Origin of the sequence: Brevibacillus antibioticus, assembly GCF_005217615.1 — a bacterium.
Taxonomy (GTDB): domain Bacteria; phylum Bacillota; class Bacilli; order Brevibacillales; family Brevibacillaceae; genus Brevibacillus; species Brevibacillus antibioticus.
This window is the reverse complement of sequence record NZ_SZNK01000001.1, coordinates 2190306-2211845: the sequence shown is the minus strand read 5'-3', so window position 1 is coordinate 2211845 and position 21540 is coordinate 2190306. Positions and strand designations below refer to the sequence as shown.

Below are 21540 nucleotides of genomic sequence, written 5' to 3'. Positions count from 1 at the left end.
GTAATGTGCCGGTATAGCTCAATTGGTAGAGCACCTGACTTGTAATCAGGGGGTTGTGGGTTCAAGTCCTATTGCCGGCACCATTTTTTATGCGGTCGTGGCGGAATTGGCAGACGCGCTAGATTCAGGTTTTAGTGGTGGCAACACCGTGGAGGTTCAAGTCCTCTCGACCGCACCATATGGCAAACAACAGGTTCGTAAATTAGCTGATGAAGCTAATTACGAGCCTTTTTATTTTTTCTGGAATGTTGAATCCTCCTCCATTTTCCATTACAATCACATTATGATAATGAATCTCATTTTCAGTATGGCTCTTGATGATTCATAGACAAACAAGAAAGACAGTGGAGGGGTAGTTGTGGGAGAACAGTTGGAGCTGTTTGATGTAACCATTATCGGCGGAGGCCCTGCGGGGATGTACGCTGCCTTTTATAGTGGAATGCGCGATATGAAGACGAAACTCATTGAAGCGAAAGAAGAGCTCGGTGGACGAATGTTGATCTATCCAGAAAAAATGATCTGGGATGTAGGGGGTGTACCACCACAACTATGCGAAAAGCTGGTTGCCAATCTGGTGGAGCAAGCCAAGACATTTGATCCCACCATCGTCCTAGGTGAGGCGATCATTGGCCTGGAGCCACAAGAAGATGGCACGTACATACTCGTTGCAAAATCAGGGAGACGGCATTGGACCCGCACGATCATATTGGCTTTAGGCCGAGGTATTTTGAAAATGGCAAAGCTGGAGATCGAAGGCGCAGAGCGCTACGAGGTGACAAATCTTCATTATACCGTGCAGGAACTGGAGCCATTCCGTGGCAAGCATGTCCTTATCTCAGGTGGTGGGGACTCCGCGGTCGATTGGGCAAACGAACTGGTGCAGATTGCTGCGTCCGTAACGGTCGTGCATCGCCGTGATGTATTTGGTGGACATGAACGGAATGTAAAGCGCATGAAAGAGTCAACTGTGGTCGTTCGCACGCCATATGCGGTCACGCAATTGCAAAGCTCGGACAAAGAAACGATTGATAAAGTGACGATACGTCATCTGGACACAGAAGAGACAGAGCAAATGGATGTCGATGCCATCATCGTCAATCACGGATTGAAGGCCGATTTCACCGGGATTAAAGAGTGGGGCTTGGACATGGATGAATGGAACGTATTTGTCAGCCCTCGTCTGGCAACGAATCTACCAGGGATTTTTGCGGCGGGCGATTTTGCGAGCTTTGACAGCAAGATTACGCTGATCGCGGGAGCATTCACCGATGCGGCTGTAGCCGTAAACAGTGCCAAATTGCACATTGACCCGGTAGCAGATCGGATGGCATACGTTTCTTCTCATAACCAGCGCTTTAAAGAAAAGAACAAAGCCCTTGGGGTTATCGATGAGGACGACGAGTAGAGCTGATGTAGGACAATAAGCCCAACATTTGCAGGTTGATTGTCGCTTTTCCCATACGTTACATTGTAAGAGGCAAGGTATAAAAACAAGGTCAGACGATATAAATCGGGAACTTCGCGTCAGTAAATCGATCAACAAATGTGGGAGAGGAAGTAGAAATGAAGAAAGTTCGGCATTGGCTGATCACCATGGCGACAATGGCCCTTGTGTTCTCGCTTGGTATGAACTACGCGCCTGAGCATGCAATGGCGTTACAAGTAGACCCATTATCTCCTGTGATCGAGTTGCAGGAAAAGTATATGAAGAAGATGGATCTCAAGGAAGAGGAGGTCCTCGGCTTTTATTACTCATCAATGAAAAACAGCACAGATGCACGTAAACATAACATCAAGCAAGCATTGAGCAAGCTTCATAATGAAAAAATCAAGCCGCAACAGGTGTTTTCTTTCAACGAAATAGTGGGAAATTCGAATTTGCCAGAGGATGGTTGGCAAAAGGCTGGGGTTATTCAGAATGGCCAGCTCGCTGATGATTATGGAGGCGGGATTTGTCAGGTTTCTAGCACGCTTTACAATGCAGCTGCTGAAGCGGGGATGATCATAGTGGAACGGCATAACCACAGCAAATCAGTGAGATACGTGCCACAGGGTCAAGATGCCACAGTCGCGTATGGCCATATGGATTTTAAATTTACCAACTTGTACGATTTCCCTGTGAAAATCAAAGCAAAATCATACGATGACGAACATGTTGTGATTGCGATTATACGTGCGTAGCTTAGAAGGAATAAAGGGGGCATCCTATGGATGAACCCTGTTTTTTTCGGTATTTTATAAGGAAAAAAATGGATAGTGATTTGGTTTTGAGCATGCGTTCCTGACCATACTGTTTTTAGAGGGAGGTGCCGTGATGTTCGTTCAGGTGACAGGTGATTCAGACAATCAAGAGGTTCTCGTCATGGGGGAACGGTTAGATCGCCAGCAGGAAGGTTGTTATCTTTTACCTGGGAGACTTGTCCACGCATTGAAGCCACATGATTTGCCGGTAGGAATCCCATTCAAGCTCTCAGGTGCGCTGCCCTCTGGCTACGGGTTTTATCGGGAAGATTCTGTTATTTTTCGGCGGACGAGTGATACTCCCTCCCTGTGGATTGATGTTACTTCTACATATAGGGTTGCTGAATGGGACGGTTTGTTCTCGGTAGAAGCGACGGTTGAAGCCAGAAAGCAGGTCGTGGAACAACAGCAGCAGTTTGCCTTTGTCCTCTCCGAAGCGACAGAGCAGCAGGTGATTTTCCATTACGAATTTTCTTGGAGCTCTGAGCAAGAGCTGGATCTAGAGAGTGCGTTGGAATCTATTTGTGATACAGTGATTGAAGTTGAAGCACGAGGAAATGCTCGTCTTTGGCCTGGCTATGGAAACTGCATGGAAGAGGACGAACAAGACAAACTGTAATACGCCATACAGCCATGATATAGTGAAAATAGAGACAGCCACCAAAGGAGAGGACAAAATGGAGTCAGTCAAAAATATTTACTGTATCGGTCGCAACTATCGTTTGCATGCTGCGGAGTTGGGCAACGATGTGCCAACCAAGCCGATGATCTTTGATAAGCCAACACATGCGCTTGCAATGGCAAATGGCGATGCCATTGAGCTTCCGGCATCTCGTGGAGAGCTTCATTATGAGGCGGAGCTTGTGATTCACATCGCGAGACCGTATGAAGCTGGCATTACACTTGACGAAATGATTGACAAAATAGCACTCGGTATTGACTTTACTTTGCGGGATGTCCAGAGCGAGCTAAAGAAAGCAGGGCATCCATGGTTGTTGGCAAAAGGGTTTAAAAATTCAGCTATTTTGACGTCGTTTCATCCTTTCCCTGGTATCCATGAGCTGCACCAAACCGATTTCGCCTTGTTGAAAAATGGAGAGGAAGTGCAACGCGGCAATCTCCGTGATGTGATTTTTGATTTGGAAACCATTATTGCCTATATTTCCGAACATCTAGGTCTGGATCAAGGGGATATCATTTACACAGGTACGCCAGCGGGGGTAGGACCTGTTACGGATGGAGACGTCCTCACTCTCAAGTGGGGAGAAGAGACGTGGGGGCAGTTTACGGCGAAAATGAAATAGGGACAAATGGAGAACCATCTTCTGACAGAAACAAGCAGAAGATGGTTTTTGCTTGGCGCTCGGGCCAGCAATAGAGCGGGTTTTTGCGACGAAAATCATCTTTGATACCGTTTTGTAACCTTTATGGTTCTATGGAACTAAGAAGTAACAACCGCCTACTTTGCACACCGTTTTCTGACTAGTCCCATGCTACCAATTCCATCATTGGAAAATTTTACGGTCTTATCCTACCGTTTCCTCCTGCGCTATTCTGTCCATGTACCCAAGACGGGTGCCACAACATGACAAGGAGGAAAAGAAAGTGACGAAACGAGATTGGGTAATGAAGTCAACAGTAGCAGTCATGCTGAGTACGTCCCTGTTAATGGGTGGTCAAGTTGGAGAAGTGGCCGCTAAGACACAAGATTCAAAACAATCAGAGGTTGTAAATATTACTACTTCTCTGATCGGGAAGGATTACGAGTACAAAGCAAAGGGACCGAAGCAATTCGGATCTGCCGAGCTGGCTACGTATGCGTACAAACAAGTAGGGATTTCCATCGGGAGCACAATCTCTAGCCTGTACAAGACTGGGACGAAAGTATCCGAAAAAAGCGTGGCGCCAGGAGATTTGGTGTTCTTCGCCTCCAGCGGAAGCGGAAGCCCAACTTTTATGGGAATATACATAGGCAGTGATCAATTCGTCTATTCTTCGAAAGGGGAGGACGAGGTAGTTGTAAAAACATACTCGAAGTACAGTGACAAATTTGTAGGGGCTCGTCGTGTTATTGATAGCAATTCTTCAGGGAATACGCCTAGCAAGCCAGAACAGCCAGTGAACAAAACGGCCGACCAGGTCATTAAAAATGGCGAAAAGTATTTGGGCACCAATTACAAATACGGGTCAAGCAGCAGTACGACCAAAACATTCGATTGCTCATCCTTTACACAGCGTGTGTTTAAAGAAGCGGGCATTACATTGCCGCGAGATTCCCGTCAGCAATCGACTGTAGGGAAATCCGTTTCTAAGAGCAACCTGCAAAAGGGTGATCTGATCTTCATGAAGGCATCGGTAAACAGTTCTTCTGATCGGATTACACACGTGGCTATTTACGCAGGGAATGGGAAAATCTTGCACACTTACGGTAGTCCTGGTGTGACTTATTCCAAGTACGATGGAACCAACTGGGAGAAGCGCACAGTGCAAATCAAGCGTGTAATCTAATCATACAACTGCAAAGTGTTTACTCTGCTCTCGTACATTCGTACGGGAGCTTTTTTATATGCTTTTGTATATTAAGACGCTGCTTCCCTTTGTTTGTTTCGCGTCAATTATTGCCAACTGAGTATCTCTTGAATGAGTTTGGAAAATACATGTTGTAATATTCTGAATTATACATATAATAAAAACTGAGAGGTGATTCAGGTGTCAGAAAATAGTCTACCTACCCCTGTTTTGACCAAAAAAGGACAGGAAACCCGCAAAAAAATACTGGATGCCGCAGAGCATGTGTTTGGCGAGCTGGGTTACTATGATGCATCTATTGTCTTGATCACACAACATGCACAGGTGTCCCAAGGAACGTTTTACAACTATTTCGAGTCGAAGAAAGCGATTTACGATGAGTTGATCAGGCAGCTGAGCAGAGAGCTTCGTTCGGCGATCAAGGTAGCGATCATGGGAGCAACCACACAAGAAGAAAATTTGCGCCTAGGATTTCTGGCCTTTTTTCGTTGGATCAAGCATCATCGCAACATGTACAGCATCATTCAACAGGCTGCGCTCGTCGATCAGGAGCTGTATCGCTGGTATTACGCCAAACTGGCAGCGGGGTACGTACGAAGTCTGAAGAACGCCATGAACGAAGGTGCGTTTCGAGAGATGGATCATGAGACGCTGGCTTATTGTCTCATGTCGATCGGACAATTTATCGGGATGCGTTGGGTTTACTGGGAAAATGAAGACGTACCGGAAGCGGTGTTAGAAACGGCCATGTCGATGATTATGAAAGGGATTGCTGCCAAGCCGTAACCGATCCATTTTATAGGCAAAGGAGTAGAGTTCATGCACGGAATTGCTTATTGGATTGAAAAGCGAGCCCGAATCACTCCGACGCGGATCGCAGTGATTGCCAACGATCAATCCCTTACGTATCAACAAATGAATGAGCAGATGCAATGTCTTGCCAACTATTTACGACATGAGCTACAGGTCAAAAAAGGGGACAGGATCGGCATTTTGTCCCAAAACAGTTTGGAGTATGTGCTTCTGCTGTTTGCCATCGCCAAAATCGGTGCGATTGCCGTCCCCTTTAATATCCGCTTGACCCCTGCAGAATTAGAGTATCAGTTTGAAGATAGTGGTATCCGCGTGTTATGTGCCCAGCCCCAGTTCGCTACCACCATTGAGTTGATTAAGGCAAAGGCCAGTGTTGCGCACATGATATGGCTGGAACCGGGAGAACTCCCTTGGAGGCAGGATGGCCCACGTGAGTTCTTCCAGCACAGTAGGACGGAGGCAGATGACGGCAGTGGAGAAGACCCATACATCATTTGCTATACATCAGGAACGACAGGAAAGCCTAAAGGAGCAGTACTCACCCAAGAAAATATGTTTTGGAACTCCGTACACAATGTAGCCGCGCTTGATCTCACCTCAGAAGACTGCTCGATTGTCTTATTGCCACTCTTTCATATCGGGGGAATTGGACTGTTTGCCTTCCCTACATGGCTTGCTGGCGGGCGCGTCGTTGTCGCCGGGAAGTTCGACCCTGATAAAGCGATTCAATTAATCGAAACACACCAAGTCACCATCGTGATGGGTGTACCCGCCATCCATGAAGCCATTCGCCAAAGTCCCTTATTTGCTACCACATCATTCGATTCCGTCCGTTGGTTTTACAACGGCGGCGCTCCATGCCCCATGGAACTCATCCAGCATTTTCAGGAGCGAGGCCTCCCTTTTGGACAAGGATACGGCCTAACAGAAACATCCCCCACCGTGTTTATGATTGCGAAGGAAGATGCAAAAAGAAAAGCCGGCTCCATCGGCAAGCCCGTCATGTTTTGTGAAGTCCGCTTGATCTCGGATGACGGAAAAGACGTGGGTCATGGCGATATCGGCGAACTGCTCGTCAAAGGTCCGAATGTGATGAAGGAATACTGGAACAAACCAGTAGAAACAGCCAAGGCCATCCGGGATGGATGGCTGTACACAGGGGATTTGGCACGTTTTGATGAAGAAGGATTCGCCTATATCGTAGGAAGGCGCAAAGAAATGATTATCTCAGGCGGGGAGAACATTTATCCACTGGAGCTGGAGCAGGTCATTGGCGAGCTGGATGACGTTCAGGAAGCCGCCGTCGTCGGTGTACCCGATGAAAGATGGGGAGAGGTCGCAAAGGCGTTTATCGTGCCCAAATCAGGTGCAGTCATCACGGAAGCATCTATTATAGCGCACTGTGAGCAAAGACTGGCGAAGTATAAAATCCCGAAGTCATTTGTGTTTCTGAGCGAGCTGCCACGCAATGCAACAGGGAAAATCGTCAAACAAGCATTGACCAGATTGAAGAGCGATTCCATTACACAATGAGGTGATCCCATGGCGAGATTTGCAATAGGGGAGCAAGCATATTTTAGCAGAACGATTACGGAAACAGATATCGTTCTATTTGCGGGAATGAGTGGGGATTATAATCCGGTGCACATTGACCAACAGTACGCAAAGGACACGCGATTCGGCCAGCGTATCTCACATGGATTGTTGACGGCGAGCATGTTGTCCAGATTGCTCGGGATGCAGCTGCCTGGTATCGGTTCCATTTACAAAGACCAGACCATTTCGTTTACGGCTCCGGTATTAATCGGAGACACGATCACCGCGACTGCCACTGTTCTGGAGTATCAAGAAGAGCGAGGCATCATCCGATTGCTTACGGAATGCACGAATCAGCATGGAAAAGTAGTCCTAACTGGAACAGCGACGATGCTCGTACCGAGGGAAGGAGCGAAAGTATGAATCATCTTGAAGCGAATACGATCCACGAGCAGACTATCGGAGTGGAAGCGACGTCCGTATTTTTTCCGGAGGGAGTAGAAACAGCTGAGCGATTAGCTGAAAAGACCGGAATCCCCGCGCAAGTCATTATTGAAAAATTCGGTCTATATCAAAAGCATGTCGCAGATGACACCCTTCATGCATCAGACCTCGCTGTGCTTGCTGCCCAACAGCTGACCGACTCAGTGATCGATCCGTCTGAAATTGACGTGATTATTTACTTCGGCAGTCCGCACAAAGATTACTATGTATGGTCCAGCGCACCGAAGATTACATACGAACTAAAAGCAACAAACGCATACGGTTTCGAGATGATGAACGTCAGTTCTTGTTTTCCAATCGCCTTGAAGGTTGCCAAAGATATGCTGACGGCAGACGCATCCATTGAAAACATCTTGCTGGTTGCTGGCTGTAAAGAATCACAAATCGTCGATTACGACAATCCTCGCTCACGCTTCATGTTTAATTTTGCAGATGGCGGGACAGCAGCTCTCGTAAAGCGTGGTGCTACAAAAAGCAGAATTCTCCACAGCTGTGTCATCACCGATGGTTCTTTTCATGATGATATAAGGGTACCAGCAGGCGGCTCGAGGCACCAACCTAGTCGTGAAACGGTGGAAAACAGACTTCATTACATCGATGTGCCGAATCCGAGCGATATGAAGGAACGACTTGATCCCATCTCGATACCAAACTTTGTTCATGTGGTAGAGCAGGCATTGGCAAAAAGTAATCGTTCCCTACGTGATTTGAAGCTGCTGCTTCCTTTGCATACAAAGCGTTCGATGTTCTTAGAGCTGTTGGAACGTTTGCAACTTAGTGAGGAGCAGGCCGTCTATCTCGATCATTACGGGCATTTGTCTGCACTCGATCCGTGTATTGGACTGCATGTCGCACAGCAAGAGGGACGTCTTGCCCCTGGGGATATTGTCGTTGCTGTCAGTGCTGGAACTGGATATACGTGGGCGGCAACCGTACTGGAATGGTTAGCCGAATCGCAATGAACATTTTGACTTTCGAGGAGGAACGGGCGTGAAAAAAAGAGGATGGAAAATGTTGCTCCCACTAGCGATGTCTGTCGTGCTTGCTGTTGGTTGCAGCCAAAATGAAAGCGCTTCATCCAGTGGCAGTCATACGATCAAGGTAGGCGTACTCGCTTCGCTCACGGGGCCATTGGAGAGCTACGGCAAACAGACGGTAAGAGGTTTTGAGCTCGGACTCGATTATGCAACAGAGGGCAAGCGAGAGATCGCTGGCAAAAAGATCGAGTTTGTCGTTGAGGATACGGAGACGAAGCCGGATGTCGCTGTCCAAAAAGCGACGAAGCTCCTGGAGACCGACAAGGTAGATTTTCTCGTAGGCTCCTCGAGTTCAGGCGATACGCTAGCTGTCCTTCCCCTGGCAGAAGAGTACAAAAAAATCATGGTCGTAGAACCGGCTGTAGCAGATAGTATCACCGGGAAAAACTGGAACAAATATATTTTCCGCACAGGTCGAAATTCTTCGCAGGACGCAGTTGCTGGCGCTGCGGCGATTGCTTCCACAGGAACGAAGATCGCGACGATGGCCCAAGACAGCGCCTACGGTCGAGAAGGGATTAAAGCCTTTAAGACCGCAGCGGAAAAATTAGGGGCTGTCATTATCGAAGAACAATACGTGGACACGAACACGACTGATTTTACAGCCAACATCCAGAAAATCATTAGCGCCAAACCAGAATATGTGTTCATCACGTGGGCAGGCTCGAACTCCCCGTGGAAACAGCTTCAAGATATGCAGGTCCAGCAAAAAGGCATCAAGGTGTCTACGGGAGCACCCGATATCGCTGCCTTGAAAACGATGGAGGCCATGATCGGAATGGAAGGTTTCTCGGTATATTACCATTCGCTCCCGAAAACGAAAATGAACGAATGGCTCCTCGATGAGCACAAAAAGCGTTTTCATGGCGAGATTCCAGATTTATTCACGGCAGGCGGGATGACGGCAGCTGTATCGATTGTGGAAGCACTGAAAAAGACGAACGCCGATACAGATTCGGAGAAGTTGATTACTGCAATGGAAGGGATGACCTTTGATACGCCAAAGGGCACGATGCAGTTCCGGGTCGAGGATCATCAGGCACTGCAAACGTTGTACGCGATCAAGCTAGAGAAAAAAGATGGAGTCGATCATCCTGTCCCTGTACTCATTCGGGAGATGACGATGGAAGAAACAGCACCACCTGTCAGGAACCAGAAGTAGAGGAGGTGTGTGATGAGTTACTTGTTAGAAACGGTTGACGTAAGCGTAGCATTCGGGGAGCAAAAAGTCATAAACAAGGTATCGCTACGCATACCACAGCAGCGATTTACTTCGATCATCGGACCCAATGGAGCCGGAAAGACGACGTTGTTTAACTTGTTAAGCGGGCAGCTTACTCCATCGCAAGGAACGATCAAGTACAAGGGGCAAGATATTACACACTTGCCCCCAGCAGCACGAACGAGATTGGGTATTGGACGATCGTTTCAATTGACAAACTTATTTCCCAAGCTAACGGTGCGGGAAAATATTCGATTGGCCGTGCAAGCCGCACAGGGAGTTCGGTTTCGTTTATGGATTTCCGAGGCAGCTCAGATGCGACAGGCTGAGGAAGTTGGGCGATTGCTGCATCTGGTGTTGCTGGAGAAAAAGGCGGATGTGCTGGCAAGCCTGCTGGCGCATGGGGAGAAACGAAAGCTGGAGCTAGCCATGCTCCTTGGACTGCGTCCGGATGTTCTTTTACTCGACGAACCGACGGCGGGGATTTCGTTGGAGGAAGTCCCAGCTGTATTGAAGGTGATCGAATCGATTAAGGAAAGCAATTCGTGCACGATTATCCTAATTGAACACAAGATGGACATGGTCAAATCACTCTCCGATCACATGATCGTACTATTTCATGGAGAGCTATTGGCTGAGGGGACACCGACTGACATGATGAGAAATGAGCAGGTGCAGTCTGCCTACTTGGGAGGGTTGTATAAGCATGATGTTGCAACTTGATCAGATTGAAACGTACCTCGACCAGTTTCACATCTTGCAGGGAGTCTCGCTATCCGTGCAAGCAGGCAGTATTACTGTCCTGTTTGGACGAAACGGCGCGGGCAAAACAACGACGCTTCGTTCCATCATGGGGCTTGCCCCGATCCGTCATGGTCAAATTCGCTATGTAGGAGAAGAAATCGGACATCTGCCGACCTATTCCATCGCGCGTAAGGGGATTGGCTATGTGCCCGAGAATCAAGGGATTTTTCATGATTTTACGGTAGAAGAGACGTTCCGGCTCGCTATGCAAAAAAATGACGACGAACAAAAAGAAAAGCTCGCGTGGATGCTGGATCTATTCCCTGACCTGCGTCATTACTGGAAAAAGAAAAGCGGGTACTTAAGCGGAGGTCAAAAGCAAATGCTGGCGATTGCACGAGCTTATGTGAATAGCAACGGACTCTTGTTAATTGACGAGCCGAGCAAGGGACTGGCGCCCATCATGGTTGAAAAGCTCATGTTTCACATCGAATCGATGAAGCAGAAAACGACCGTGCTTTTAGTCGAGCAAAACTTTATGATGGCGAGCATGATTGGCGAGCAGTACTACTTGATGGATGAAGGGAAAATTGTCCGCGGTGGCGCGATGCAGGAGTTGAAGGATGATGCAGATACGCGACAAAAATATTTGGGTATTGCCTGAGCGTATAACAGGGAGGGGGAGGATGAAATGGATGTCGCAACTAATTTGCTTGTAAATGGACTGGCGACAGGCACACTCATTTTCTTGCTCGCGTCCGGGCTCACGTTGATCTTTGGCTTAATGAGTGTGTTGAACTTTGCCCACGGTGGATTGTTTGCCTGGGGAGCCTTTGCTGGTGTATGGCTTTTCGGATTGACGGATAGCTTTTTTCTGGCCATCGTAGGTGCTGTCGTCATCGGGATGCTGCTCGGTTTTGTGTTAGAGCGCGTGCTGATCCGTCCCGTGTACGGTGATCATATTCAGCAACTGCTCGTGACATTGGGCGGGATGCTCGTGATAAGTGAATTGCTCAAGGTGTTTTGGAGTCCCAATCCCATTCGGGCCGTATTACCAGATTATTTGCAAGGGAGCATCGAGCTTGGCGACATCATCCTGATAACTTATCGCTTGTTTGTCATTGCAGTGGGAATAGTTGTGTACGTTGGGTTGCACCTGCTGTTGACGCGAACGAGACTAGGCTTGATCGTCCGAGCGGGCGTCATCGATAAGGAAATGGTGCAGGCACTCGGCATCAATATTAAACAAGTGTTTACTTTCGTTTTTTTGCTGGGGGCAGGCATGGCCGCGCTCGGAGGAAGTCTGCTGGCACCGTATTCAGGGGTTATTTTTGCGGAAATGGGTATGCAGTATGCGATTCTGGCATTCATCGTCGTCATTGTCGGTGGGATGGGAAGCGTTCAAGGCTCTATGATTGCGGCGCTTTTAGTAGGCGTGCTTGGCTCGTTTATGGCTTACTTCGTTCCAGAGCTTTCACTGGCAGTGAACATGCTGCTGATGCTAGCAGTGCTGCTAATCAAACCATCCGGCCTGTTTGGAGCGAAGGGGTGATCATGCGTTGACTATATCCGGATTGTTGAACCATCGATTTATTCTTTTTGTGTTTTTGTCCTTGGCGGTTTTGCCGTTTCTTTCAGACTCGCGAAGCATGTACATCATGTTCACCCAAATCTTTATCTTTGCGATTTTTGCGATGAGCTTTGATTTGTTGCTCGGGTATACGGGGATCGTCTCATTCGGACACTGTATGTTTTTCGGAATAGGTGCGTACTCCGTGTCTTTATTCCTGAAGAACTTTGACGCGACGATCAGTTATTTCTTGCTTGGCGTACTCGTTGCCATCGTGCTCTCTGGTATTCTCAGCTATTTGATCGGGATGCTGTCCTTGCGATTGAAAAGTCATTTTTATGCAATGCTGACCTTGGCGATTTCCCAGCTGCTATTCGTATTGGCAGAAAAATGGCGCTCAATGACAATGGGTGGGGACGGCTTTACCTTTCCAGTGCCTGAGCTGTTTCGTGATCGTTTGTCCTTTTACTATGTATGCCTGATCCTAATGGTCATCCTATTCGTCATCTTGCGGGCGTTTACGCACTCTCCACTCGGTAAGGTCTTGAAAGCCATCGGTCAAAATGAACAACGTGCGGAAGCGTTAGGCTATCAAATTCTTCATTATAAGGTGATCGTTAGCATCGTCGCAGGAGTGGTTGCTGCGATTAGTGGCGGCTTGTACGCGGTCATGCTGCGCTTCGTGAACACTCAAGTGTTTTCGATTGAAACGACACTGGATGCACTCCTGATGAGTATGATCGGTGGGCTGGGAACGCTTTTTGGCTCCATTTTGGGATCAGGGATCGTGGAGCTGGCGCATCACGGGCTGACAGAGTTGGCGAAGCTTCATCCGATTTTCGAAAGATGGGTCATCTTCCTAGGCTTGCTCTATATTTTGGTCGTGCTCTGCTTCCCGAGCGGAATCGTCGGCAGCGTTCAAGAGTGGAGGGAAAAAAGAAAACAGCGATCCATGCAAGCTGCAACGATTACGGAGCAAGTAGAGTAACAGGCATGGAAGAAAGGAGGTCAACTAACGCAAAAGGTTGGCCTTTTTTTGTCTCATTTTTTGTCGAAAGAAAAAGGTTAGATTTATACTTATGTCGAATAAATATTCATCATAATCTGAAAAGGTGGAGATGTGTCTATGCAGCTGAAATTTCCGGAAAATTACAACTTCGCTGCCCGGGTGGACGAATGGGCGGAAAAACATCCAGAGAGAAGAGCAGTTTGGGAGATAGATGAACAAGGCCAGGAACATATCCTTACGTACGAGGATTTGCGCAAATATTCAAATAAAATAGCAAGCGGCTTAGGGTCCATCGGAATCGAGCATGGGGATCGAGTGCTTGTCCTGGTTTCCCGAGGGACATTGGCCTATGGACTCTATTTGGCTCTATTGAAGCTGGGGGCAGTGATTTTGCCAGGGTCTGAGATGCTGCGCTACAAAGATATCGAGTACCGAATCAATCATGCAAAAGTCAAGGCTGTGATCAGCTTTGCGGGAGCAATGAGTGAGGTTGATCTGACGAGAGGCAACTGTTCTACCCTGCAACACTACATCACGACGGGCGAAGAGAAAGAAGGGTGGATTTCCCTTGAGGGGTTGCTCCAGGGGCAGGACACAGAGTTTGAGGTCGTAAACACGAAGTCAGACGAGCTCGCCTTCCTGTCTTATACATCAGGAACGACTGGGGGACCAAAAGGGGTTATGCACGTTCACGGCTGGCCGTTTGCGCATTTGGCTGTGGCCGCTACACAGTGGCTGGACGTTCGCGAAGGCGACGTGGTTTGGGCAACGGCTGGACCTGGTTGGGCGAAGTGGATCTGGAGCCCGTTCGTCTCTACGTTAGGGCTTGGAGCGACCGCGTTTGTCTATAAAGGAAAGTTTTCTGCGGAAAATTATTTGACGATTCTGCAAAATTATCCGGTTTCTGTCTTGTGTGCGACGCCAACCGAATACAGAATCATGGCAAAAGTAACGGATTTAGGACAATACAAGCTGTCTGCCTTACGCAGCGCATGTTCGGCCGGTGAACCGCTCAATCGGGAAGTGATCGACACATTCCGCCGCGTATTCCAGTTGACCGTGCGAGATGGATACGGACAGACAGAGAATACTTTGCTAGTGGGTACCTTTGTCGGCATGGAGCCCAGACCAGGTTCAATGGGCAAGCCATCGCCAGTTGTGAGGATCGCCATTATTGACGAAGAAGGATCGGAGTTGCCAATAGGCAAGGTGGGCGATATTGCCATTGATCGCCATATGGTGGCGCTGTTCAAAGGCTATCTGGATGATCCCCAGCGAACTGCCAGAGCGTTTCGCGGGGACTGGTACGTGACGGGTGATCAAGGTCGCATGGACGAAGATGGCTACATCTGGTTCGAAGGACGCTCAGACGACATTATTATCTCAGGTGGATATACAATTGGTCCGTTTGAGGTCGAGGATGCGTTGGTGAAGCATGCGGCAGTAGCAGAATGTGCAGCGGTTGCCAGTCCTGATCCAGAGCGTGGGCATGTGGTAAAAGCCTTTGTCATCCTGAAAAAAGGGAATGAGCCATCCGAAGAGATGATTTTGGAATTGCAAAACCATGTCAAGCAATTAACTGCTCCATATAAATACCCGCGCAAAATCGAATTTGTACAGGAGCTGCCAAAGACGACCTCTGGTAAAATCAGACGGATCGAGCTGCGGCAGCAGGAGGCACAGCAAAATCAGCATTCGTAGTGAATGGTTTGTCTTACGAATTTGTAAGTTTGCTGTAAGTGGATTCGATGGGACGAAATACGCGCATCCCCTACAATGTGAGTAGAAGCAAGGCAAGGGGGAATGTAGCATGAACCACCTTCCAATCCCATTAGGAAGAAACACCGACTTGTATGAAGCGGCGAGTATACCCAAGAGCATTAAAAAACTCGGTGTTCGTTGGAAAAAACGACTGCGTATCAGTTTTTTCGTGATCATGATGGTAGCCATCTTGGCGCCGATCGTGCTTGCGTGGACAGGGAATATATGGATAGATGAGAAAAAGCTAGCTGCTGTACAGCAATCCAACAGCTATGCAAAGCTGGACGAAATGCCTGATTATGTGTGGAAGTCGTTCGTTGCGATAGAGGATCATCGGTTTATGCAGCATCCAGGAGTGGACCCGATTGGATTGAGCCGAGCGATCTGGTTGGATATCAAGGAAGGTGCCTACGTACAGGGTGGAAGTACAATCACCATGCAGTTGGCGCGAAACTTGTTTCTGACGAATGACAAAACGATGACCAGAAAAGTGAAGGAAATCGCGATCGCTTTGCAATTAGAACAGCGATACAGCAAAAAAGAACTGCTCGAAATGTACCTCAACGTCATTTATTTCGGGCACGGAAAATACGGGATTGGCGAGGCTGTTCCCTTTTACTTCGGAAAAAAAGCAACAGAAACAGGAGATCGAGCGGTAACACTGGGAGAAGCGGCCATGCTGGCTTCTTTACCGAAAGGACCAGAGCGGTACTCACCGGTAAAGAACTGGGACCGAGCCAAACAACGGCAGGCGGTTGTGCTGAATCGGATGAACGAATTGGCAGTGATTGATCAAAGCGAAAGTACATTGGCAAAGAACGAGCAGATAACCGTTGTTCCTACTGCCAAACGCGCAGCGAAATAAACGATTGTGATGGAATCCCGTATTTGGAAGTGGAAAAAACACAAAACAAGTGATCAGTCCGCAGTGGTTTGCAGATTGGTCACTTGTTCTTGTTGAGGCATCCTTACGTTGTTCGGTTCACAGCCTTGCCCAGCGCATCTTCTAATACGTGAGCATACTGCATGGTCGTTTCGATTTTGGAGTGCCCCAGTTGTGCTTGGAGCTGATGGGGGTCTGGATTCAAGCGGAGAAACTGTGTAGCAAAGCTGTGACGAAGCTTATGGACAGACAAATCGGGGATGCCGAATGCTTTCGCGTACTTTTTGACCAGCTTTTGGACAGACCGCACTTCGATGCGATGCCCATTCGGATTGGCAGGGGAAACAGCGAGAAAGACAGCGTCCTCTTGTGGTTCGGGCTTGTATTTATCACGCAGCTGCAAGTATTTGGCTAAGTGCTCCTTGCCCCAGTCACTGAAAAAAGGAGCGTCCTCTTTCTTTCCTTTGCGGATCAATTTCAACTGGTTTTTTTCCATAATAATGTCGGATAGATCGAGACTGACGATCTCTGACACACGGAAGCCACCAGAGAGAATCATCGCGATCAAGGCAGTATCTCGGTCGCGGTTTTGCATGTGATATTGCTTCTTTTTTTCCGTATCACAATGGGCCAAATACCCGTTGTAGACAAAATCGACGAACTGATAGATTTCGTCGTCAATCAGGATTTTTGCCCGAATGGCGTGGGCACGTGCGAGGGGAGTCAGCTCCGTAATCTCCAGCTCGATTTTGGCGAGTACATTCCGCGTCAAATACGATTCTCCATTTTCATCCTCAGCGAGGGCAGACAAATAATGAAAAAGCGATTTCAGGCTCGATATTTTTCTGCTGATGGTGCGGTCGCTGTACTCTTTCTTCGCGCTTTTGGTAGGGTTCGAGAGCAATACAGATCGCTCGTACAGATGCGATTCCTGCAAGTATAATATGTAGCTCTCTACCGTTTCCTTCTTTAAGTCATTCAAATCGCTTAACGGAATATCCTTCATATCCGTCGCGGTACTCAATCCTTCTGTCATCATCCAGCGAAAGAAAAAAGAGAAATCGCGAAGGTAGCCAAGCAAGGTGGAGGGTGAATTCTTTTTTGCTTTTTTATGCTCAATAAACTTTTCGACATACCATGGGTAGGAGCCCACTGTTTGCAAAAGCTGCAAGGCATCGCGCTGTTTCGTAACGGACATGCTTTCACCACCAACATCTTTTTGTAAATTGTATACGAACATATATTCTATCAAAAACAAAACGTTCTGGGAATTGCAAATTGAACAGGAAACCGTCATGATGGGGAGTGTGGATGGATGTTGGACAAGAACGGAGTGGATTTGTAGTGGCAACATGGGATTTATCTCAGACGAGACATCATGTGCTGATCTGTAACGGTGGAAGCTGTATGCGCAAGGGTGGCGAAGAGGTTACCGTTGCGATACGCGAAGCGATTACCAACGCAGGCTTGGATGACTTTGTACATACAACCCGCACGCGTTGCAACGGGCGCTGTGAGGACGCTTGCGTGATGATCGTGTACCCCGAGGGAATCTGGTATGAAAACGTGACGCCAGAAGATGCACAGCTATTAGTGGAAGAGCATTTTCAAAACGGCAGACCAGTAGAGTCCTTGATGACGCATCGCTTCGAAACGAACGGCTTTGTTCGCACAATCGACACCAAGCCAGGTATCTTAAAATCTCAAAAGGCAAAAAAATAAGAATCAGCCACGCTCCGCTCGTATGAAGCAGGAGAGTGGTTTTTTCTTTATTAGGAGTCTAAGCATTGTGACAAAAGGAGAAAGTAGGAGAGATGATAATATGATGGGGAACATGAGGAAAAATATTGAAAGCGCTAACAATATGTCTTTGTGATGTGGACGTTTTAAGTAAATGGTGGTAAAATGACTCTAGATTAAGTTGATTTTATGCGAATTTTATCAAAATGATATGTCCATACAGTGTGAACAGTTGTTTTTGTGGAACTTACTAATCGATGGCTGAATAATGGAGGGATTCTCGTTGGCGAGCAAAACACTTGAACATTTTTTACATGAAAATCTGGCAGATTTGAAGGGCAAGGGATTGTACAATGTCATTGATCCTTTGCAAAGCGCGAACGGTCCTGTTATTACGATTGCAGGGAAAGAATTGATCAACCTCTCCTCCAATAACTATCTGGGCTTGGCTACTGATCAACGCCTTGTGGACGCTGCGATTGCAGCAGCTAGCAAATACGGCGTAGGGGCAGGGGCTGTACGCACCATTAACGGAACCTTGGACCTGCATGTGAAGCTGGAAGAAAAGCTAGCTGCCTTCAAGCACACGGAAGCTGCAATCGCTTACCAATCTGGCTTTAACTGCAACATGGCGGCGATCTCTGCTGTCATGGACAAGGACGATGCGATTCTTTCTGACGAGCTGAACCACGCCTCCATTATTGATGGATGCCGCCTGTCTCGTGCGCAAATCATCCGTGTGAACCACTCTGATATTGATGACCTGCGTGCGAAAGCGAAGGAAGCGAAAGAATCCGGTAAATATAAAAAGCTGATGGTCATTACTGACGGCGTATTTTCGATGGATGGCGATGTTGCCAAGCTGCCGGAAATCGTAGAGGTAGCCGAAGAATATGACTTGATTACGTATGTAGACGATGCCCACGGCTCTGGTGTACTCGGCAAAGGGGCAGGAACGGTTAAGCACTTTGGCTTGTCTGATAAAATCGACTTCCAAATCGGCACGCTTTCCAAAGCAATTGGGGTAGTCGGCGGTTATGTAGCGGGACGTCAAGAGCTGATCGACTGGCTCAAAGTACGTAGCAGACCGTTCTTGTTCTCAACTTCGTTGACGCCAGCGGATGTGGCAGCCTCCATTGCAGCTATTGATATTTTGATGGAAAGCACCGAACTGCACGACAAGCTGTGGGATAACGGACACTACCTCAAAAAAGGCTTGAAAGAACTCGGCTTCAATATCGGGGAGAGCGAAACGCCTATCACTCCTTGCATTATCGGAGACGAACAGCAGACCCAGGAGTTCAGCAAGCGACTGTATGAAGAGGGCGTGTACGCGAAAGCGATCGTGTTCCCTACTGTCCCAAAAGGAACCGGCCGTGTACGGAATATGCCAACAGCGGCACATAGCAAGGAAATGCTGGATCGTGCCCTTAGCATCTACGAAAAAGTTGGGAAAGAAATGGGGATCCTGAAATGAAAAAAATTCTGGTAACCGGGGCGCTAGGACAAATTGGTTCCGAGCTCATCATGAAATTACGCGATATTTACGGAGCGGATCAAGTCGTCGCTACAGATATCCGGAAAAACGAAGACGATCCTGTCGTGCAATCGGGTCCATTCGAAGTTCTTGATGTCACCGACGGGAACCGGATGTTTGAGTTGGCGAAGAAACATGGCGTGGATACGATCATGCATTTGGCTGCCCTGTTGTCTGCAACAGCGGAAGCAAAGCCTCTCTTAGCATGGAACTTGAACATGGGCGGGCTGGTAAACGCTCTGGAAGCTGCACGTGAGTTGAACTGCCAGTTCTTTACGCCGAGCTCGATTGGTGCATTTGGTCCGACTACACCGAAGGACAACACGCCGCAGGACACAATTCAACGCCCTACGACCATGTATGGTGTAAATAAAGTATCCGGTGAGTTGCTCTGCGATTACTATTATCAAAAATTTGGGGTAGATACGCGCGGCGTACGCTTCCCAGGTCTGATCTCGTATGTAGCGCCTCCGGGTGGCGGTACGACTGACTATGCAGTAGACATTTACTACAAGGCGATCCAGCAGGGTGCGTATACGTCCTACATCGGCAAAGGTACTTACATGGATATGATGTATATGCCTGATGCGCTGAATGCGATTGTTTCCCTGATGGAAGCAGATGCCTCCAAGCTCATCCACCGCAACGCGTTCAACGTGACTGCAATGAGCATTGAGCCAGAGGATGTAGCAGCAGCAATCCGTAAACACATTCCTGAGTTTACGCTCTCTTATGAAGTCGACCCTGTGCGTCAGTCAATAGCAGACAGCTGGCCGAACTCCATTGATGCTACGGCTGCCATGCAAGAGTGGGGCTTCAAAGCGGAATACGACCTGGACAAAATGACTGAGGACATGCTCGCAAAACTGCGGGGAAAGTTGCTTCAGCAAGTCGGATAAACGAATAGGGAAAAGGAAAATGTGCCACTTCTTCTTGTGCCGTGATGCGAGAGAGGTGGCCATTTTTTTGTTTGTCCGTTCACATGCACGTTATCAGACTTTTGAATGCCTTTCCTGTTCTACGGGCACATTATGAAAAGAGAGGGGGAAAATCATGGATTTACGAAGAAACTTGCAGGATAACCATTCGAAGCACGACGAAGAAGGACAAGTCATCCCAAATATACAGGACACGAAAGGCAGTAGTAATGAGGAACGACCAATAGAAAGCTGGGGCTGGTCGAATAATACCGAGACGGTTCGAGAGAGCTAACACCATGTAACAAACAAAACCTTCTGGAATCCGGGAGGTTTTTCTCGTACACACAAAGGGAAAACCGTCCAAACAAGGACGGTTATTGAGGCTTACAGGAGCATTTGTTGTTGAGGCTGATAGGCGTTAATCATCGTGTTCATTGTGTGATCGGCAAGCTGCGGAGCTTGGTAGTAGCCTTTGGCATTCAGGTATTGCCAGGTTTCATAAGCCATTTGCTGGCAAGCATTTGCGCCATTTACATGATATTGCCGGATACCTGGATCTACGCACTCAGCCGCCCAGAGCATGCCAATTGCCGAACCCGCTTTATGCCAATTCAGCATCAGGGTAGCAATTGTCATATCTGACAAGCGGGTTGGGTGTGGGTTGGGAGCAGCCATCTGCGGGTGATTAAGACCTACTGCTGTAGGTTGTGCTACACGCAATTGAATAGGAGCTGGTGCAATGTTGAAGCCTTTTCCCTGCAAAAGGCTAATCCCCTGCTGGTATGCGTTCATGATCAATTGCTGATGTCTATTAATGATGCCAGTTAATTGAGGGTCTTGTGCCATCTCGGCAAGTACTCCGTGCATTTCAATCGCGGCGTGCTTGGAACGGAGTGCTTCTTGTGTTTCCAAAAACTCATGAGCGGCAAATCGTTGCATAATGGCCTCCTGAAATCGAATTGGGTTACTGTCAACCTTTGATAGTGTTTGTATAGAATCGTTGGATATTCAGGAAAAAATGAAAAAAAGGGGTGTTCCGTCCTGAAGTTGCCAGATAATCCAATGGACATTAGGCAAAGTGGTGCTAACTCACGTATTCCGCTGAGTACGAATTGAAGCCCGCATGTACCGAAAGTAACGTATTTGCATAGCCAACCAAACGATTGACGGTCTCATCGACCACTGCGTAGACTAGCGGATGCAGAATAGGGTCATGCAGTTTTGGGTCATCGAAAATCACGGTGGTGTTGATGAACACATCCCGATTTCCAAACAGGTCGTAATGAATGAATACTTTCCCGCAAGCCCCTTCTGTCTGCGGATCTCGATATCCCGGCAAAAACAGATACCATTCCTCGGCTGTTGCAGAACGGAAATTTTTCGTGAATGTGAGACCTTGGATAGCTTCTTCTGTTTTTCTTTTTAATTCAGGGCTCATTAAAATATCCGGCAAGAACCTTTCCTCCTTCTGCTCCTTTTCAGTATGAAGAAAGG

At 47.8% G+C, this 21540-nt stretch carries 23 protein-coding genes and 2 tRNA genes; 22 read left to right on the top strand and 3 right to left on the bottom strand.

From position 1 onward, the window contains the following. Positions 1-7: 7 nt before the first annotated feature. From E8L90_RS09905 to E8L90_RS09820, 18 genes are all read left to right on the top strand, one after another. Positions 8-83 (top strand) — tRNA-Thr (locus tag E8L90_RS09905). An 8-nt stretch (positions 84-91) separates the two neighbouring features. Next, positions 92-178 (top strand) — tRNA-Leu (locus E8L90_RS09900). 180 nt (positions 179-358) lie between these two features. Further along, positions 359-1405 (top strand): NAD(P)/FAD-dependent oxidoreductase, encoded by a 1047-nt coding sequence (locus E8L90_RS09895; protein WP_137029244.1) that lies wholly within the window; start codon positions 359-361, stop codon positions 1403-1405. Positions 1406-1563: 158 nt separating this feature from the next. Continuing rightward, positions 1564-2181, top strand: a complete 618-nt coding sequence (locus E8L90_RS09890; RefSeq protein ID WP_137029243.1) for a VanW family protein — start codon at positions 1564-1566, stop codon at positions 2179-2181. Positions 2182-2314: 133 nt separating this feature from the next. Next, a complete protein-coding gene (locus E8L90_RS09885; RefSeq protein ID WP_137029242.1) occupies positions 2315-2860 on the top strand; it encodes a hypothetical protein in 546 nt (181 codons plus the stop codon). 58 nt (positions 2861-2918) lie between these two features. Continuing rightward, a complete protein-coding gene (locus tag E8L90_RS09880; RefSeq protein ID WP_137029241.1) occupies positions 2919-3545 on the top strand; it encodes a fumarylacetoacetate hydrolase family protein in 627 nt (208 codons plus the stop codon). A 301-nt stretch (positions 3546-3846) separates the two neighbouring features. Next, the gene (locus E8L90_RS09875) at positions 3847-4749 is read left to right on the top strand and encodes a C40 family peptidase (protein ID WP_137029240.1); all 903 of its coding nucleotides are present in this window, start codon (positions 3847-3849) and stop codon (positions 4747-4749) included. Between the two features lie 201 nt (positions 4750-4950). Next, a complete protein-coding gene (locus E8L90_RS09870) occupies positions 4951-5556 on the top strand; it encodes a TetR/AcrR family transcriptional regulator (protein WP_137029239.1) in 606 nt (201 codons plus the stop codon). A 33-nt stretch (positions 5557-5589) separates the two neighbouring features. Beyond that, positions 5590-7116, top strand: a complete 1527-nt coding sequence (locus E8L90_RS09865) for an o-succinylbenzoate--CoA ligase (protein ID WP_137029238.1) — start codon at positions 5590-5592, stop codon at positions 7114-7116. A gap of 9 nt (positions 7117-7125) precedes the next feature. Beyond that, entirely contained in the window at positions 7126-7542 is a 417-nt protein-coding gene (locus E8L90_RS09860; RefSeq protein WP_137029237.1) for a MaoC family dehydratase, read from the top strand. Beyond that, on the top strand, positions 7539-8585 hold the full coding sequence (locus E8L90_RS09855; RefSeq protein ID WP_137029236.1) for a 3-oxoacyl-ACP synthase: 1047 nt from the start codon (positions 7539-7541) through the stop codon (positions 8583-8585). The genes E8L90_RS09860 and E8L90_RS09855 overlap by 4 nt, the downstream gene beginning before the upstream one ends. Before the next feature lie 67 nt (positions 8586-8652). Next, positions 8653-9822, top strand: a complete 1170-nt coding sequence (locus tag E8L90_RS09850) for a substrate-binding domain-containing protein (protein WP_425267128.1) — start codon at positions 8653-8655, stop codon at positions 9820-9822. Positions 9823-9834: 12 nt separating this feature from the next. Then, positions 9835-10605 (top strand): ABC transporter ATP-binding protein, encoded by a 771-nt coding sequence (locus E8L90_RS09845; RefSeq protein ID WP_137029235.1) that lies wholly within the window; start codon positions 9835-9837, stop codon positions 10603-10605. Continuing rightward, positions 10589-11290, top strand: coding sequence for an ABC transporter ATP-binding protein (locus E8L90_RS09840; protein ID WP_137029234.1), 702 nt, complete (start codon positions 10589-10591; stop codon positions 11288-11290). Before E8L90_RS09845 ends, E8L90_RS09840 begins: the two co-directional genes overlap by 17 nt. Before the next feature lie 27 nt (positions 11291-11317). Then, positions 11318-12178: a branched-chain amino acid ABC transporter permease gene (locus E8L90_RS09835; RefSeq protein ID WP_137029233.1), complete on the top strand. Its 861-nt coding sequence runs from the start codon at positions 11318-11320 to the stop codon at positions 12176-12178. A gap of 49 nt (positions 12179-12227) precedes the next feature. After that, on the top strand, positions 12228-13184 hold the full coding sequence (locus E8L90_RS09830; RefSeq protein WP_167497638.1) for a branched-chain amino acid ABC transporter permease: 957 nt from the start codon (positions 12228-12230) through the stop codon (positions 13182-13184). Between the two features lie 138 nt (positions 13185-13322). Beyond that, positions 13323-14906 (top strand): acetate--CoA ligase, encoded by a 1584-nt coding sequence (locus tag E8L90_RS09825; protein ID WP_137029231.1) that lies wholly within the window; start codon positions 13323-13325, stop codon positions 14904-14906. Positions 14907-15015: 109 nt separating this feature from the next. Beyond that, positions 15016-15831 carry a transglycosylase domain-containing protein gene (locus E8L90_RS09820; RefSeq protein ID WP_137029230.1) on the top strand — a complete coding sequence of 272 codons (816 nt, stop codon included), beginning with the start codon at positions 15016-15018 and terminating at the stop codon, positions 15829-15831. Between the two features lie 103 nt (positions 15832-15934). Here E8L90_RS09820 and xerS read toward each other — a convergent pair whose 3' ends face one another. Continuing rightward, positions 15935-17047, bottom strand: coding sequence for a tyrosine recombinase XerS (xerS, locus tag E8L90_RS09815; protein ID WP_137029229.1), 1113 nt, complete (start codon positions 17045-17047; stop codon positions 15935-15937). Between the two features lie 146 nt (positions 17048-17193). Between xerS and E8L90_RS09810 the strand changes: the two genes are divergently transcribed. From E8L90_RS09810 to E8L90_RS30255, 4 genes are all read left to right on the top strand, one after another. Then, on the top strand, positions 17194-17571 hold the full coding sequence (locus E8L90_RS09810; protein ID WP_137033378.1) for a (2Fe-2S) ferredoxin domain-containing protein: 378 nt from the start codon (positions 17194-17196) through the stop codon (positions 17569-17571). 301 nt (positions 17572-17872) lie between these two features. Beyond that, positions 17873-19066, top strand: a complete 1194-nt coding sequence (locus E8L90_RS09805) for a glycine C-acetyltransferase (RefSeq protein WP_137029228.1) — start codon at positions 17873-17875, stop codon at positions 19064-19066. Beyond that, positions 19063-20025, top strand: coding sequence for an L-threonine 3-dehydrogenase (locus tag E8L90_RS09800; protein WP_137029227.1), 963 nt, complete (start codon positions 19063-19065; stop codon positions 20023-20025). The genes E8L90_RS09805 and E8L90_RS09800 overlap by 4 nt, the downstream gene beginning before the upstream one ends. A gap of 154 nt (positions 20026-20179) precedes the next feature. Beyond that, the gene (locus tag E8L90_RS30255; RefSeq protein ID WP_167497594.1) at positions 20180-20338 is read left to right on the top strand and encodes a hypothetical protein; all 159 of its coding nucleotides are present in this window, start codon (positions 20180-20182) and stop codon (positions 20336-20338) included. 92 nt (positions 20339-20430) lie between these two features. Here E8L90_RS30255 and E8L90_RS09795 read toward each other — a convergent pair whose 3' ends face one another. Both E8L90_RS09795 and E8L90_RS09790 read right to left on the bottom strand, forming a co-directional pair. Next, positions 20431-20985: a spore coat protein gene (locus tag E8L90_RS09795; RefSeq protein ID WP_137029226.1), complete on the bottom strand. Its 555-nt coding sequence runs from the start codon at positions 20983-20985 to the stop codon at positions 20431-20433. A 145-nt stretch (positions 20986-21130) separates the two neighbouring features. Then, positions 21131-21499 (bottom strand): hypothetical protein, encoded by a 369-nt coding sequence (locus E8L90_RS09790; protein ID WP_137029225.1) that lies wholly within the window; start codon positions 21497-21499, stop codon positions 21131-21133. Positions 21500-21540 lie beyond the last annotated feature (41 nt).

Coding starts and splice junctions, on each gene's coding strand:
- E8L90_RS09835 (WP_137029233.1), top strand. CDS start 11,318: ATGGATGTCGCAACTAATTTGCTTGTAAATGGACTGGCGACAGGCACA.
- E8L90_RS09860 (WP_137029237.1), top strand. CDS start 7,126: ATGGCGAGATTTGCAATAGGGGAGCAAGCATATTTTAGCAGAACGATT.
- E8L90_RS09880 (WP_137029241.1), top strand. CDS start 2,919: ATGGAGTCAGTCAAAAATATTTACTGTATCGGTCGCAACTATCGTTTG.
- E8L90_RS09825 (WP_137029231.1), top strand. CDS start 13,323: ATGCAGCTGAAATTTCCGGAAAATTACAACTTCGCTGCCCGGGTGGAC.
- E8L90_RS09840 (WP_137029234.1), top strand. CDS start 10,589: ATGATGTTGCAACTTGATCAGATTGAAACGTACCTCGACCAGTTTCAC.
- E8L90_RS09850 (WP_425267128.1), top strand. CDS start 8,653: ATGTCTGTCGTGCTTGCTGTTGGTTGCAGCCAAAATGAAAGCGCTTCA.
- xerS (WP_137029229.1), bottom strand. CDS start 17,047: ATGTCCGTTACGAAACAGCGCGATGCCTTGCAGCTTTTGCAAACAGTG.
- E8L90_RS09845 (WP_137029235.1), top strand. CDS start 9,835: ATGAGTTACTTGTTAGAAACGGTTGACGTAAGCGTAGCATTCGGGGAG.
- E8L90_RS30255 (WP_167497594.1), top strand. CDS start 20,180: ATGGATTTACGAAGAAACTTGCAGGATAACCATTCGAAGCACGACGAA.
- E8L90_RS09890 (WP_137029243.1), top strand. CDS start 1,564: ATGAAGAAAGTTCGGCATTGGCTGATCACCATGGCGACAATGGCCCTT.
- E8L90_RS09820 (WP_137029230.1), top strand. CDS start 15,016: ATGAACCACCTTCCAATCCCATTAGGAAGAAACACCGACTTGTATGAA.
- E8L90_RS09800 (WP_137029227.1), top strand. CDS start 19,063: ATGAAAAAAATTCTGGTAACCGGGGCGCTAGGACAAATTGGTTCCGAG.
- E8L90_RS09795 (WP_137029226.1), bottom strand. CDS start 20,985: ATGCAACGATTTGCCGCTCATGAGTTTTTGGAAACACAAGAAGCACTC.
- E8L90_RS09855 (WP_137029236.1), top strand. CDS start 7,539: ATGAATCATCTTGAAGCGAATACGATCCACGAGCAGACTATCGGAGTG.
- E8L90_RS09885 (WP_137029242.1), top strand. CDS start 2,315: ATGTTCGTTCAGGTGACAGGTGATTCAGACAATCAAGAGGTTCTCGTC.
- E8L90_RS09865 (WP_137029238.1), top strand. CDS start 5,590: ATGCACGGAATTGCTTATTGGATTGAAAAGCGAGCCCGAATCACTCCG.